This window comes from Klebsiella sp. C349492 (genome assembly GCF_042055345.1).
GTDB lineage: Bacteria > Pseudomonadota > Gammaproteobacteria > Enterobacterales > Enterobacteriaceae > Klebsiella > Klebsiella scottii.
This window is the reverse complement of sequence record NZ_JANQCE010000002.1, coordinates 45,607-59,356: the sequence shown is the minus strand read 5'-3', so window position 1 is coordinate 59,356 and position 13,750 is coordinate 45,607. Positions and strand designations below refer to the sequence as shown.

Here is a 13,750-nt window from a genome sequence, read left to right as displayed (position 1 = left end):
AATCCTTACTCATTAACTGTATATACACAGTTATATTCCCCTTATACTCGCCCTTAAAGGCTGTCAATAAATGGGACCCACTCGTATTTAGTTGCGGAGAGAGTATTTTTTTGCAGTACAGAAGGTGCCCCGCAAGCGTAAAACAGGACGCAGAAGCCAGTCCGCCGAAGCCCGGTGCAGCCTGCTGCTGTGTGATAGGTTCTGTCCCCCATCCTGCTAAGGCCATACCTACTGATAATGCGTGAGGAGCTGCTGTACGTGGTAGGAGTAAGCACGTCGAGGGTTTCCCGAGGAAGCGTGTTGTCCGAAAAGATCAAAAAAAGCGCCGGTGGCCGAGACCAACCGGCGCAAAGAGGCATTAGTTTTTGACGGTATCTTCCAGGAAGAAGCGCCCCAGCGGATTTTGGTAAAAACCGTCGATATTCTTGCGGCTGACGTTGCGATACGGGCTGTAATACAGATCAACCCAGTTTACGTCGGCTTTGGCCATTTTTTGCAGGTCGATATACATCTGCTCGCGCTTTTCACTGTCCATTTCGACGCGCGCCGCGGCCACGAGCGCTTTAACCTGCTCGTTATGATAGCGGGTCATATAGTTCATATTGGCATCATGACCAAGCACAAAGGTGGTTTTCTGGTCAGGGTCAAGAATATCGTTCGTCCAGTACATCACCGAAATATCGTAATCCCCGGCTACCAGCATATCCCAGCTCTGGCTCGGATCGACTTTTTGTAAATTCACCGTCACCCCGACTTTCGCCAGCTGCTGCTGGAGCAAAATTGCGATTTGCTCATCCACTTCATCCCCGGCGTTAACCACATAGTTCAGCTTCAGATCGGCCGCCCCCGCCGCTTTCAGCATCTCTTTGGCCTTTTGCGGATCGTATGGCCTGCGAAGATTGTCCGCGTAGTGGTAAAGCGCCCCGGCGGGAATGTAGGAGTTCGCCACCTGACCATACCCAAAGGTCACAGTCTTCACGATAGCGTCTTTATCAATCGCAAAGTCCAGCGCCTGACGCACTTCCACCTTGCCCAGCGCGCCGTGAGAATGATTGATCAGCAGATGGTCTTCCCGAGTGGAAGGATCCAGTTCAACCTTCAGATTGGCATCTTTTTGTAACGATGCAATGCGCGAGAAAGGCACGGTCAGCGCGGCGTCAAGCTCACCGGCCTGCACTTTCAGCATTCGGGTATTATCATCCGGAATGGTTAACCACTCCACGCCATCCAGGCTGACGTTCTTCGCCTGCCAGAAGTTCGGGTTCTTAACCAACACGATTTTTTCGCCACGCAGCCACTCTTTAACGCTGAACGCGCCGGAACCTACCGGTTTTTCGGCAAAGGCCTCTTCACCTTCCGCCTTCATAGCCTGCTGTGAAACCACCGAGGCGTTCGGCAGTGCCAGCTGCGATAAGAATGGCGCTGAGGGCGATTTCAGCGTGACCACCAGGGTGCGCGGGTCCGTGGCCTCAGCTTTAGCGATAATGCTGTAGGAATCGCGCCACAGCGAACCTTGATCATCGCGGATACGCAACAGGCTAAACGCCGCATCGTTGGCGGTCAGCGGTGTGCCGTCAGAGAATTTGGTATCGCGAATTTTAAAGGTGTAGACCTTGCCGTCCGGGGAAATCGTCCAGCTCTCTGCCACGCCAGGCTCCAGCTTAGTCCCGGTTTTATCCACCCGTACCAGCGGATCGAAGACGTTGGAAAAAACCCAGTTGTCGGCATTTTGCGCCGATTTTATCGGGTCAAAAGTGGTGCTGTCCTCGCGACGGCCAATGGTCAATACACCTGCCGCCTGCGCTATTTCGCTCACCACGCTGAGCGTCAGAAAAACGCTCGCCGCCAGTAATTTAACATGCCTGTGCTTCATCAATAGATCCCCCTGTCAAAGGAAAAACGGTCTCATTGCCTTCGTGGTTCAATACGCAGGCATAAGCGTGGTCGGCAATCTGCCGGGTTGGTGGTGGTTCGCCGGTGCGGCACTGCACCTGCGCATAAGGGCAGCGCGGATGAAATGCACAACCTGGTGGAACAGCGACGGGGCTGGGCGGCTCGCCCCCCAGCAAATTTTTTGGCAGCGGTTTATCCGGGTCAATTTCCGGGATCGCGGATACCAGCGCGGCAGTATAGGGATGCAGTGGTCGGGTAAAGACCGCTTCCGTAGGCCCCTCCTCCACGATCCGCCCGAGATACATCACCGCGACGCGATCGCAGAGCCGACGCACAATCGCCAGGTCGTGAGCAATAAACAGAATCGCCAGCCCCATCTTCTCCCGCAGATCCATCAATAAATTCACGATCTGCCCCTGAATAGAGACGTCCAACGCCGCGACACACTCATCCGCCACAATCAGCCGCGGCTCGATGGCCAGCGCTCTGGCAATACCGGCGCGCTGACACTGACCACCGCTAAGCTGAGATGGTTTCGCGCCGGCCTGCTGCGTACGCAGGCCAACCAAGGTGAGCAGTTCCGCTACCCGCTGAGCAACTTGCGCGCGCGGTACCTTCTGATGAACGCGCAGTACCTCCGCAATACTTTCTCCCACGGTCTGTCGCGGATTTAATGACGCAAAAGGATCCTGGAAAATCATCGCGCTTTGCTGGCGCAGACGGGCGATATCGCTGGTTAAGCCATGCGTAATACGCTGACCTTCGAACCGCACCTCTCCGGCAGCAACCCGTTCGAGCTGCAACAGCGCCCGTCCAAGGGTGCTTTTACCGCTGCCGGACTCGCCGACCAGGCCCAGCGTCTCGCCGGGATAAATTTGTACCGTGACCTGGTTAACCGCTTGCACCACTTTTTTCGCTTGCCAAAGCCCGCCGGAAACCGGAAAGGTGACGGAAAGGTTATCGGCCTCAAGCAGCGGCCAGTTAGGGTGAGCCATTATCCCTCCCGCCGGATAAGCGTCGGCAATATGTGATGGCAGGCTGCCGCGTGGCTGTGGCTATCCTGCCCGTAGCGTAGCAACGGCTGGTGCAGGCAGACCTCATCGGCGCGTCGACAGCGCGGATGAAAACGGCAGCCAGATGGAAAGTGGTCGGCAACCGGCGGCTGGCCGTCGATAGTCGTCAACCTCCCCTGCCCGCCTTCGCTGACCGGTTGGCAATCAATAAGTCCGCGAGTGTATGGGTGCAACGGCCCGGCCAGCACTTCTCGCTTGCCGCCCACCTCGCACAGTCGGCCGCCGTACATCACCGCAATCCGGTCACAGGTTTGCGCCACCACGCCGAGATCGTGAGTGATCATAATGACCGCCAGCCCCAGCTCAGCGCGCAGGTCGCTCAGCAGGCGCAAAATCTGCATCTGCACGGTCACGTCCAGCGCGGTCGTCGGTTCATCGGCAATCAACAGCGTGGGCTCCGGCGCGAGGGCGACGGCAATCATCGCCCGCTGACGCATGCCGCCGGAGAATTCATGCGGATAGTTATTGAGCCGATTCTGCGGGTCCGGGACCCCCACTTGTCGCAGCAGCGCCAGCGCATCCTCCCGCGCCTGACGACGGTTAGCGCCAAAATGGAGGCGGCGGCTTTCTGCAATCTGTTCCCCTATAGTCATCACCGGATTCAAGTGGCTGGAGGGGTTCTGGAAAATCATGCCGATTTCCCGTCCGCGCACCGCCGACATTTGCCCTTCGCTCAGGGACAAAATATCGCGGCCTCCCAGCAGAACTTCTCCGCCAGTAATCCGCAGCCCGGCCCCCGGCAACAGGCGCATCAGCGCCCGGCAGGTTACGGTTTTTCCCGACCCGCTCTCGCCGACCAGCCCGAGCATCTCACCGGCTTCGAGACTTAATGAGACGTTATCTACCAGCGCGATATCTTCACCACGCGTGACCGTCAGGTGATTAACCTTCAACAAACTCATACGCGCTCCCCTAACTTATCCCCCAGCCCATCGGCCAGCAGGCTGAATCCCATTGCCAACAGCACGATGGCGATCCCCGGAAAGGTCGTTATCCACCACGCGGTGGTGATAAAGCTCTGCCCTTCGGCAACCATCACGCCCCATTCAGCGGTTGGAGGCTGCACGCCGAGCCCGAGATAGCTCACCGAGGCCCCGTTTAGCAGCACCAGTACGCAGTCGGACATCGAAAAAACGATCGCGCCGGTTAGCGCATTCGGCAGCAGATGGCGGAACAAAATGCGCAGGTGTCCATAGCCCAGGCTGCGGGCAGCCAGAATAAAATCTCGCTGTTTCAGCGTCAGTACCTGAGCGCGCACCAGCCGGGCATAGGAGACCCAGCCCACTATCGCCATCGCAATATAAAAGCTGCTCAGCCCCGGCCCGAGGATGGCAATAATCGCCAGCATCAGTACCAGAAACGGAAAAGCCAGCACAATATCAATCACCCGCATCACCAGCGCATCCACGACGCCGCCAAGATAGCCGGAGAGCGCACCCAGCGTGGTACCGAGCATAAAGGGGAACAGGACTCCCAGAATGCAAATTTGCAGATCGACCCGCGCGCCCCATAGCACCCGGGAAAAGACATCGCGACCAAAGTTGTCAGTACCGAACGGGTGCGCGCCACCCGGCGACAGCAGGCTGGAGGACACGTCCTGAGCAATCGGATCAAACGGCGCTATCCACGGTGCCAGGCAGGCCACCAAAAGCCACAATCCGACAATGGCCAGCCCGGCATATAGCGCCTGCTGGCGCGGAATAATCCGCTGACGCAGACGGGAAAACGTTGCCGTCACCTTCATAGTTTTATCCTCGGGTCGAGAGCCACGGTCAGAATGTCCGCCAGCAGGCTGACCGCCACGGTGGCAAGGGCAAAGACCATGACCACGCCCTGAACCACCATGTAGTCGCGGCTAAAAATCGCCTTTACCAGCAGTTGCCCGAGGCCAGGGATGGCAAACACGCTTTCGATAACTACAGTACTGCCGATTAACCATCCAATATTCACCGCCAGCAAATTGATGGTTGGCACCAGCGAATTGGGCAGCACATGTCGCCAGAAAATGCGTCTTTCCCGCTGCCCGCGCGCCCGTGCCGCCACGACATAGTCACTATTCATCTCCATCAGCAGGCTGGCGCGTAGGTTACGAATCAATACCGCTGAAAGCGCCAGCGCCACGGTCAGGCACGGCAGAACCATATGGCGTAACTGGTCTAAAAAATCGCTGCCGTAGCCGGAAACCGGGAACCAGCCAAGCACGATGCTGAACAGCAGAATCAGCATGATACCGAGCCAGAACGCTGGAAACCCCAGCCCGGCGGTGGTAAAAAGACGAATCAGCCGATCGGCGAGACGTCCACGCTGACGTGCGGCAATCGCCGCTAGTGGCACCGTCAAGGCAATGGCCAACAGGACGCTGCCCAGTACCAGCCACAGCGTTGGTTCAAGACGCGAACCAATCAGCTTCAGAGTATCCACGCGATACACAATCGACTTCCCCAGTTCTCCTTGCAGCAGGTTGCGTAGAAAATAGCCGTACTGCACCCATAGCGGCTCATCGAGACCAAACTGCGCGCGGATGCGGGCCAGCGCAGCCGGAGTGCTGCGGACCCCCAGCAGAATGCGCGCCGGATCGCCGGGGATCGCCCGCACCATCATGAAGGTGATCAAGCTGATGCCGAGCAGAACCGGCAGCAGTTGTAGCGGGCGAAAAAGCAGAAAGCGGTAACGATGCATCAACATCCTCCCGTATCGCGCTGACGCGCCAGAAAATCGAGCAGAACCGGGTAGTAAGCCTGTGGCTCTTCGTAAAACGGCATATGGCTGCTATTGGCAAAAACTGCTATTTCGGCATTCGCCAGTCTCTGCTTCATTTTCAGGGCGCAGGCGGGTGTAAGTTCATCATGCTGCCCGGTGACTATCAGGCACGGCACGCGGATCGAAGCCAGTTCCGCGCTGCGGTTCCACGCTTTTAAATTACCGGTATAGAGGAATTCGTTCGGCCCCTGCATTGTGATATACGGCCCCGTATTCCAGTCCTCAAGCGATCGCTTAACAGGTTCGGGCCACACATCAAGGCGGCAGACGTGGCGATAATTAAGCAGGGTAATCGCCGCCTGATAGGCCGGGTGATCCAGCCAGTCCAGCGCTTCATAGCGCTGCATCATGGCGACGGTTTCTGGTCCCAGCGCACCGCGCAGGCGGTTCAGTTCCTGCACCAGATGCGGCATATCGGCGACGGTGTTTTCCAGAATCAACGAGCAAATTGCGCCAGGATGGTGCAATGCCACTTCAATCGCCAGCCATCCGCCCCACGAATGACCAAGCAGATGCACCTTACCGAGCCCCAGCGCCTGGCGGACGGTTTCCACTTCACGTACGTAGCGCGCCATGGTCCACAGGCTGGCGTCATCCGGTCGGTCGGATTTCCCGGTTCCCAGTTGATCAAAGGCAATCACCCGGTAGCCGTGCTGTTTCAGGCAGGAGTGAGCCTCACGCAAATAGTCGCTGGGCAGCCCAGGTCCGCCGTTGAGGCAGAGGACGGTCTCATCGCCGTCACCAAATTGATAAGCCACGACGTTATAACCATCCACAGCAATGTTATGGCACTGATCGGGCGCTACTTCGCTCCACATGGTGTGTTCCTCGTCGTCGATGCTGCTGGTGTGTCGTAGCCTTAACGCTAACGACAACGTCGGAAGCTGAACAGTTAGCAAAAATACTAGTTTTGCGCTGCGCCGGAACGGCACCGGAATTGCATGCCTCAGAGCGAGCTATTGACGGTTTTGCACAAATCGTGCCCGTCGCAGGTCTCGTTTAACGTAAAGGGGGATATATGCGACTGGAGTTTGAACGCCCCGGCAGCACCCGGGCAACCAGCCTGGATGACGCATTCAGTGGGCTTTTCCAGCACACCCGGACGCTGGGATTTGACGCGGTTATTTACGACTACACGCCGGTCCCGCGTTCGCTGGAGGGGGAGCTGATTACGCCATCGCTGCTGAAAACGTGCAATGTACCGGAGGATATGCGCCAGCTATGGTGCGAGCGAGGATATTACCAGGTTGATCCGGTACAACACTGTGCGCTGGAGAGCTGCGCGCCCTTCGTCTGGTCCTATCAACGGCCGGACAGAAGCATGCTGCGCGGCAGGCTCGACGATCACGCTACCGCAGTCACCGACTATATGCGTGAACACAATATGCCCTGTGGAGCAACGGTTCCCCTGCATCTCCCCAACGGCGGATTCGTTACTCTCACCGGCATCCATACCGGCCAGCGTCAGGAACGGGAAATCAGCGCGACCCTGGCGCAGCTGATGCTGATTGCCCACCAGTTCCAGGAGTCAGCCTTTCCGCTATTCGATAGCACCATGCTGACCTGTCTCCACGTGAAGCTAAGCAATCGTGAACGCGAATGTCTGGCGTGGTCTGCTGAAGGGCTCACCGCCAAAGAGATCGCCCGTAAACTGCACCGCTCGGTGGCGACGGTGACGTTGCACCTGAATACCGCAGCCAGAAAACTGGGCGCCAGCAATCGCGTACAGGCGGTAGTACGCGCTCTGCATTACCGTCTGCTCGACAGCTAAGAACTAGCATTTTTGCTAGTGTTCAGCGTTGGTTGCGACCCTTTACCCTGAAAGCCGGTCCACTTAGCAGGGTAAAGATCATTCATGTACACCATTAGCGAAGGCTACGCCCCGTTTCGGGAATACCAAACCTGGTTTCGTATTTGTGGCGACATCCATAGTGGCCTGACGCCGCTGATTATTGCCCACGGCGGGCCGGGATGTACGCACGATTATGTCGATGCGTTCCGTGATATCGCCCTCAGCGGGCGAGCGGTGATCCACTACGATCAGCTAGGCAACGGCCGCTCAACTCATCTACCGCAGCAGCCTGCCGACTTCTGGCAACCGGCACTGTTCCTCAACGAACTGGATAACCTGCTGCGCTATCTCGACATTGCCGATAATTACGCCCTACTGGGTCAATCGTGGGGCGGCATGCTAGGCGCAGAACATGCTGTGACCCAGCCAACGGGCTTAAAAGCGCTGATTATCGCCAACTCTCCGGCCTCAATGGCGCTGTGGCTGCAGGGCGCAGCAGAACTCCGGGCGCAGCTCCCTGCCGATGTCCAGAAGACGCTGCTGGCACATGAGGCGGCGGGTACGCTGGACAGCGCAGAATATAAGGCGGCAAGCGCGGTATTTTATCAACGTCACGTCTGTCGGCTTGATCCCTGGCCGCCGGAAGTCCGGCGCACCTTTGATGCTATGGATGCCGATCCAACGGTCTATCACGCTATGAATGGCCCCACCGAATTCCACGTCATCGGCAGCATGAAAGAGTGGACGATTATCGACCGCCTCGCGCAAATTCAGATTCCGGTGCTGCTGATTTCCGGGCGCTACGATGAAGCCACGCCGGAAGTGGTACAGCCCTTTATGGACCATATCCTCGGCGCGCGGTGGGTCATTTTTGAAGACTCAAGCCATATGCCGCACGTTGAAGAGCGCGATCTATGCATGAAGACGGTGAGCGATTTTTTAAGCAGTGCGATTGTAAGCATCACGCGTTAAAAAAACGGATAAGCTGATTGAAACCGAGTTTGTACTAGATATGTACATTGAAGATGGTCTTATTACCCGTTTTCGCATGTTCGAGGATAGCTACGCAGTTTCCGAAGCCTGTCTTTGATTTGTAGATATCCTTGTTCCCTTCAGACATCCATTCAAACGAGCGTGCAGCGAACTTTTTCGTTATTGAGAGTTCGCTGACTTAATACCGCATTCAATATTGGCCTGACCCTTGTTGAATTATACCTGCTCACATCCGCTCCGGGTACGAAGCGGATGTGAGTGCTGTTGGTCCGCTGAGAGCGAGGAGCGGACCATCAACATTCGCTGCTAATCCACCGGCAACGATCGCTTTATGATCAACAATGCTCGATGATTTTTTTCTGTGTACTTGGTGAGTTACTCAAGCTGTATGACAACTTTTCCCTTAGCATGCCCTTTTTCAAGATATGACAACCCCTCCAGGCTTTCTTCAAAGGGAAAAACTTTATCAATAACGGGCTTAAGCTGTCCGCCTTCAATTAAGGTTGCAATCTCTGACAATTGTGCGCCGTCAGGACGAACAAAAAGGAACGAATATTTAGTCTTGTGCCGCCTTGCCTGAGAAATGATTTTTCGACTTAGTATCCAGAAAATCATTTTCATTACTTTATTCATGCTTCGCTGACGGGCAAATGGCAAATCCGGCGGTCCAACAAGTGAGACAACTTCAGCCCCAGAATTCAGGATTTGCAGTGATTTTCCAATACTGTCACCACGGACAGTACCAAGAACAACGTCGTACCCGCTCAGCACGCTTTCAACGTCCTGACTTTTGTAATCAATGACAAGGTCAGCACCCAGTCCGGTGACAAGGCTGGCGTTAGTCAGACTGGTCGTGGTTGCCACTGTGGCGCCCAGATGTTTTGCCAGCTGGATAGAAAATGTTCCTATGCCACCAGACCCTGCGGGGATAAACACTTTCATTCCCGCTTTCACTTGCGCCCGTTCAAAAGCCTGCCATGAAGTCAGCGCCACCATCGGAAGCGAAGCTGCTTCGACAAAACTAAGGTTTTGGGGTTTTAGCGCAGCGGCATGCTCCGGAACGAGGGCGTACTCAGCAAGCGCACCACGGTCCATGTCAAATATGCTGGCATAGATGGCATCGCCTTTTTTGAAACGAGTGACATTTTTGCCAACAGCCTCAATAACGCCTGAAAGGTCGCTTCCCACTACAGCGGGTAATGTGAGGGGTAGGATCGGTTTGAACAGCCCTTTGGGTATCATACAGTCTATGGCGTTCAGCCCCACAGCATGCACGTTAATCAGCAGTTCGTTATCTCCCACTGCAGGCTGCGGAACAGAATCAAATACTGTCAGGCCAGGCTTACCATATTTTTTAAGCACCAGTGCTTTCATCGTGTGTCCCTGCCTTTAGTAAAGAAGCGGATTTTCAAAATGTCCCGCCATCGGCGGGACCTCAAAATCAGGCCAGAGAGGCAAGGTCTTCGGCATGAAAACCCTGGAGTTCATCCGTTTTACCCGCCCGGACTTTTTGCACCCACTGCGGATCGGAGATCAATGCGCGACCGACGGCGATCAGGTCAAACTCACCACGCTCCATTCGGGTGTAGAGATTATTCAGCGCTGCTGTGCCAGAACCCTGTCCGCCAAACGCACCGAAGAAGTCCCCGGACAGGCCGACAGAACCGACGCTGATGGTGGCAGCACCGGTCAGTTTTTTGGCCCAGCCCGCAAAATTCAGCCCATCGTTTCCGTCCTGCTCCGGGAATTCCGGCTCCCGGAAACGACGCTGGGAACAGTGCAGAATGTCCACGCCGGCCTCGACCAGCGGAGTCAGCCAGTCAGCCATCTCACGCGGTGTGTTTGCCAGACGCGCTGTGTATTCCTGCTGCTTCCACTGGCTGACACGGAGAATAAGCGGGAAATCCGGACCCACGGCAGCCCGTACGGCACGCACAACGTCAGCTGCAAAGCGGGCACGCTGCAGAATGGTTTCACCTCCCCATGCATCGGTACGACGATTGGTGACCGACCAAAAAAACTGGTCGATCAGATAACCGTGTGCACCGTGCAGTTCTACGGTATCGAACCCAAGGCGCCTGGCATCGGCTGCGGCGCGGGCAAAGGCCGCGACTGTATCGGCAATGTCCTCTTCCGTCATGGCCACACCGCGGGGGTCATCTGCGCCGACCAGCCCGGAAGGGCTTTCAACCGGCGCGTCAGGCTCCCATCCTTGTGCGCGTGTAGAGCCGGTATGCCAGATCTGCGGCCCTATACGTCCGCCCGCTGCATGTACCGCGTCGGCTACGCTTTCCCAGCCCGCCAGCGCCTGTTCGCCGTGAAAGAGAGGAATTCCCGGCATGTTGCGTGATGCCGGACGATTAACCACGGTACCTTCAGTCAGGATAAGCCCGGCTTCGCCTTCGGCGCGACGGCGGTAATAGTCAGCCTGAGCCTGACCTGGCACACCTTCAGATGCCATACCGCGGGTCATGGGAGCCATTACGATACGGTTTGGTAGTGTCATCCCCTTCAGGGTGAAAGGGGTGAAAAGAATATTGTCACTCATTGCTCTATTTTCCTTACGGTGAAACAGGGGTTATTTGGTGTCACTGAGATAGCGAGGAGCGGCGTGTTCCTGACCGTATTCCGTCAGCATGGCCTGGCGGGACTGTTGATGGGCGGTCCACAACGACTCTTCATGCAGAGGAGGAATGGTCACCGCTTCCCGGCGATCGAAACCGCTAAGTGCTGCATCAACCAGTTCACCGGGATCCATCACGCCGGTCATGGTATTCACGTCTTTGCCGGAACGCTCCCAGATTTCAGTGCGAGTGGCCGATGGCACAACAGCCTGGACATACACGCCCTGTGGACCCAGTTCAAGGCTTAATCCCTGCGACAGGAAAAGCACAAACGCCTTGGTGGCGCCGTAAATCGTCATGCCAAATTCCGGGGCCAGACCGACCACGGAACTGATGTTAATAATTGCGCCGGCGCCTGCTTTGGCCAGACGAGGGGCTACCGCGCGTGCCAGGCGGACAACGGCAGCAAGATTAACGGCGATCAAACGGTCGATATCTGCCGGTGTCTGGGTGGTAAATGTACCAGACAAACTCATCCCGGCATTGTTGACCAGGACGGTAATGCGGTCGTCGGTTTCGAGGCGTTTTGCCACGACATCGAGATCCTCTTCCTTAGTCAGATCTGCGGTCAACACGTCCACCTCAACGCTGCACTGCTCCCGCAGTCGGGCAGCAAGCATCTCCATGCGAACGCTATCACGGGCAACCAGAACAAGATTATGCCCGCGGCGGGCAAAACGGTCGGCATACACGGCCCCCAGGCCGCTTGATGCACCAGTGATTAATACAGTCGGTGTTGTCTCAGTCATTTTTAGTTCTCTCTCGGGGAAAAAATCGTCTTGCCTGTCTTTTTAAATGATGATTGACATGTATAATAAATGTCAATCATCATTTATCAAAACAAACTGAGTGGGAGACAGCATGCGATACACAACATTTGGACGTAACACCGGCCTGCGCGTATCAGAGCTGGCCCTGGGAACAGGAAACTTCGGGACAGGCTGGGGATATGGTTCCGAAAAAGAAGAAGCCCGGGCCGTGTTTGACGGCTATGTGAATGCCGGAGGCAATTTTATCGATACCGCAGATGCTTACCAGTTTGGTCAGTCTGAGCAGATGATTGGTGATTTTATTGTGGCCGATCGCGATCATTTTGTGATTGCGACCAAATATACCCTGAGCGCACTCCCGGATGCCGGGGTTGCCAGGACGGGTAACAGCCGCAGGAACATGATTGCTTCGGTTGAAAACAGTCTGAAACGTCTGAAAACCGATCGCATCGAGCTTTTATGGGCGCATTTCGATGACCAGATGACACCGCTGGAGGAAATCGTCCGGGCTTTCGATGATCTTATCCGGGCAGGAAAGGTGCAGTATGCCGGGCTGTCCAACTTCCCCGCCTGGAAGATTGCGCGCGCAGAAACACTGGCTGAATTGCGCGGCTGGTCGCGTATTGCGGGTATTCAGGTTGAATACAGTCTGGCCGAGCGTACCGCCGAACGGGAGCTTTTGCCGATGGCCGATGCGCTGGGTCTGGCCGCCACCATCTGGTCCCCACTGGGTGGTGGAATGCTGACGGGAAAATACCGCACCAGCCAGGAAGGCCGACTACAGGGTTTTGCAGGTCGACTGGTTCATACAGAGCAGGATCCGACACTTCTGGATGAAGTCTTCAGCGTGGCTCAGGAACTGAATGTCATGCCAGTACAGGTTGCCATGGCCTGGCTTCGCCACAGAGCTTCGCAGTTGCAGACGCCGCTGATCCCCATCATTGGCTCGCGTACGCTAGTCCAGCTTACCGAAACACTGCTGGCGCTGGATATCAGACTCAGTGATACCCAGGCAGCCCGACTGGATGACATCAGTGCGGTTTCAGCCGGTACTCCGCATCAGCAGATTGCCGGGACTTTACCGCGGGCACAGGGGCTGGGTGCTGAATATGGTAAGATCACACCACCACGCGCCTGAGCAGGCGATATGTTTTACAGGGGCAGGTTAACTGCCCCGGCTGGAAGTAACGGGAGCAAAAATGGCCAGAACCGGACGAGTGTCAAGAGAGCAAAGCGAGATTAATCGCAACAGCATCATCACTACCTCATCACAGTTGTTCAGAGAACGGGGACTTGATGGGGTCAGCGTTAAGGACATTATGTCTGCTGCCGGACTGACCCATGGAGGATTTTACGGGCATTTCAGTTCTAAAGACGCACTGGAAGCGATCGCCTGTGAGCAGGCATTCGAAGAGAGTCGTTCGGCGATGGCAGAAAGCGGTATAAGCAGTTTTCCACAGCTTGTTGAATACTATCTTTCACCCCGTCATCGGGATGCTCCGGCCAGCGGTTGTGCCGTTGCGGCACTTGCCACTGATGTGCAGCGTAAAGGAGAAGATAAGCCGGTGCATGAGGCTTATATTTCCGGTGTCAAAAAAATGGCCGAGAGTATTAAAAATATGCAGGACGGTGTCCCGACGCCTGACATCAATGACAGGTATCTTGTGCAGTTTGCTCTGATGACCGGCGCCCTGATGCTGGCCAGAGCGACCAGTGGTGATGATATATCTGAACGTTTTCTTACGGCTGCAAAAAAGGCATTGCTTGAAAGGGATTGTGTTTGAAGATCTACCTGCATAAATATTGTCATCCCGCAGAGACAAGCTGGAATCGCATGATCTTATG

The 13,750-nt window shown here is 55.9% G+C and carries 13 protein-coding genes; 4 read left to right on the top strand and 9 right to left on the bottom strand.

What is annotated here, in order from left to right; genetic code table 11:
- Nucleotides 1-358: 358 nt before the first annotated feature.
- From NWP14_RS07970 to NWP14_RS07945, 6 genes are read right to left on the bottom strand one after another with little or no spacing between them, the layout of a single operon-like run.
- Complete coding sequence (locus tag NWP14_RS07970) at nucleotides 359-1,873, bottom strand: ABC transporter substrate-binding protein (RefSeq protein ID WP_331834101.1); 1,515 nt, start codon at nucleotides 1,871-1,873, stop codon at nucleotides 359-361.
- A complete protein-coding gene (locus NWP14_RS07965; protein WP_095105514.1) occupies nucleotides 1,854-2,888 on the bottom strand; it encodes an ABC transporter ATP-binding protein in 1,035 nt (344 codons plus the stop codon). The genes NWP14_RS07970 and NWP14_RS07965 overlap by 20 nt, the downstream gene beginning before the upstream one ends.
- Nucleotides 2,888-3,868, bottom strand: coding sequence for an ABC transporter ATP-binding protein (locus NWP14_RS07960; RefSeq protein WP_095105512.1), 981 nt, complete (start codon nucleotides 3,866-3,868; stop codon nucleotides 2,888-2,890). The genes NWP14_RS07965 and NWP14_RS07960 overlap by 1 nt, the downstream gene beginning before the upstream one ends.
- Nucleotides 3,865-4,710 carry an ABC transporter permease gene (locus NWP14_RS07955; RefSeq protein WP_095105510.1) on the bottom strand — a complete coding sequence of 282 codons (846 nt, stop codon included), beginning with the start codon at nucleotides 4,708-4,710 and terminating at the stop codon, nucleotides 3,865-3,867. The genes NWP14_RS07960 and NWP14_RS07955 overlap by 4 nt, the downstream gene beginning before the upstream one ends.
- The gene (locus tag NWP14_RS07950; RefSeq protein ID WP_095105508.1) at nucleotides 4,707-5,645 is read right to left on the bottom strand and encodes an ABC transporter permease; all 939 of its coding nucleotides are present in this window, start codon (nucleotides 5,643-5,645) and stop codon (nucleotides 4,707-4,709) included. Before NWP14_RS07950 ends, NWP14_RS07955 begins: the two co-directional genes overlap by 4 nt.
- Nucleotides 5,645-6,544, bottom strand: coding sequence for a proline iminopeptidase-family hydrolase (locus NWP14_RS07945; protein WP_331834098.1), 900 nt, complete (start codon nucleotides 6,542-6,544; stop codon nucleotides 5,645-5,647). The genes NWP14_RS07950 and NWP14_RS07945 overlap by 1 nt, the downstream gene beginning before the upstream one ends.
- Before the next feature lie 200 nt (nucleotides 6,545-6,744).
- Between NWP14_RS07945 and NWP14_RS07940 the strand changes: the two genes are divergently transcribed.
- Both NWP14_RS07940 and NWP14_RS07935 read left to right on the top strand, forming a co-directional pair.
- Nucleotides 6,745-7,497 carry a LuxR family transcriptional regulator gene (locus NWP14_RS07940; protein ID WP_045857278.1) on the top strand — a complete coding sequence of 251 codons (753 nt, stop codon included), beginning with the start codon at nucleotides 6,745-6,747 and terminating at the stop codon, nucleotides 7,495-7,497.
- Between the two features lie 84 nt (nucleotides 7,498-7,581).
- Nucleotides 7,582-8,490 (top strand): proline iminopeptidase-family hydrolase, encoded by a 909-nt coding sequence (locus tag NWP14_RS07935; protein ID WP_375215138.1) that lies wholly within the window; start codon nucleotides 7,582-7,584, stop codon nucleotides 8,488-8,490.
- Nucleotides 8,491-8,886: 396 nt separating this feature from the next.
- Here the strand turns inward: NWP14_RS07935 and NWP14_RS07930 are convergent, their stop codons facing one another.
- The 3 genes from NWP14_RS07930 to NWP14_RS07920 all read right to left on the bottom strand — a co-directional run bounded on the left by NWP14_RS07930 (nucleotide 8,887) and on the right by NWP14_RS07920 (nucleotide 11,884).
- Nucleotides 8,887-9,885, bottom strand: a complete 999-nt coding sequence (locus NWP14_RS07930) for an NADP-dependent oxidoreductase (protein WP_375215137.1) — start codon at nucleotides 9,883-9,885, stop codon at nucleotides 8,887-8,889.
- 67 nt (nucleotides 9,886-9,952) lie between these two features.
- Nucleotides 9,953-11,059, bottom strand: coding sequence for an NADH:flavin oxidoreductase (locus NWP14_RS07925; protein ID WP_375215136.1), 1,107 nt, complete (start codon nucleotides 11,057-11,059; stop codon nucleotides 9,953-9,955).
- A gap of 30 nt (nucleotides 11,060-11,089) precedes the next feature.
- On the bottom strand, nucleotides 11,090-11,884 hold the full coding sequence (locus NWP14_RS07920) for an SDR family NAD(P)-dependent oxidoreductase (protein ID WP_375215135.1): 795 nt from the start codon (nucleotides 11,882-11,884) through the stop codon (nucleotides 11,090-11,092).
- 112 nt (nucleotides 11,885-11,996) lie between these two features.
- Here NWP14_RS07920 and NWP14_RS07915 point away from each other — a divergent pair, with 112 nt between their 5' ends.
- Both NWP14_RS07915 and NWP14_RS07910 read left to right on the top strand, forming a co-directional pair.
- Nucleotides 11,997-13,043 (top strand): aldo/keto reductase, encoded by a 1,047-nt coding sequence (locus NWP14_RS07915; protein ID WP_375215134.1) that lies wholly within the window; start codon nucleotides 11,997-11,999, stop codon nucleotides 13,041-13,043.
- 61 nt (nucleotides 13,044-13,104) lie between these two features.
- Nucleotides 13,105-13,689 (top strand): TetR/AcrR family transcriptional regulator, encoded by a 585-nt coding sequence (locus NWP14_RS07910; protein WP_375215133.1) that lies wholly within the window; start codon nucleotides 13,105-13,107, stop codon nucleotides 13,687-13,689.
- The last annotated feature ends 61 nt before the right edge of the window (nucleotides 13,690-13,750 follow it).

Coding starts and splice junctions, on each gene's coding strand:
- NWP14_RS07970 (WP_331834101.1), bottom strand. CDS start 1,873: ATGAAGCACAGGCATGTTAAATTACTGGCGGCGAGCGTTTTTCTGACG.
- NWP14_RS07965 (WP_095105514.1), bottom strand. CDS start 2,888: ATGGCTCACCCTAACTGGCCGCTGCTTGAGGCCGATAACCTTTCCGTC.
- NWP14_RS07960 (WP_095105512.1), bottom strand. CDS start 3,868: ATGAGTTTGTTGAAGGTTAATCACCTGACGGTCACGCGTGGTGAAGAT.
- NWP14_RS07955 (WP_095105510.1), bottom strand. CDS start 4,710: ATGAAGGTGACGGCAACGTTTTCCCGTCTGCGTCAGCGGATTATTCCG.
- NWP14_RS07950 (WP_095105508.1), bottom strand. CDS start 5,645: ATGCATCGTTACCGCTTTCTGCTTTTTCGCCCGCTACAACTGCTGCCG.
- NWP14_RS07945 (WP_331834098.1), bottom strand. CDS start 6,544: ATGTGGAGCGAAGTAGCGCCCGATCAGTGCCATAACATTGCTGTGGAT.
- NWP14_RS07940 (WP_045857278.1), top strand. CDS start 6,745: ATGCGACTGGAGTTTGAACGCCCCGGCAGCACCCGGGCAACCAGCCTG.
- NWP14_RS07935 (WP_375215138.1), top strand. CDS start 7,582: ATGTACACCATTAGCGAAGGCTACGCCCCGTTTCGGGAATACCAAACC.
- NWP14_RS07930 (WP_375215137.1), bottom strand. CDS start 9,885: ATGAAAGCACTGGTGCTTAAAAAATATGGTAAGCCTGGCCTGACAGTA.
- NWP14_RS07925 (WP_375215136.1), bottom strand. CDS start 11,059: ATGAGTGACAATATTCTTTTCACCCCTTTCACCCTGAAGGGGATGACA.
- NWP14_RS07920 (WP_375215135.1), bottom strand. CDS start 11,884: ATGACTGAGACAACACCGACTGTATTAATCACTGGTGCATCAAGCGGC.
- NWP14_RS07915 (WP_375215134.1), top strand. CDS start 11,997: ATGCGATACACAACATTTGGACGTAACACCGGCCTGCGCGTATCAGAG.
- NWP14_RS07910 (WP_375215133.1), top strand. CDS start 13,105: ATGGCCAGAACCGGACGAGTGTCAAGAGAGCAAAGCGAGATTAATCGC.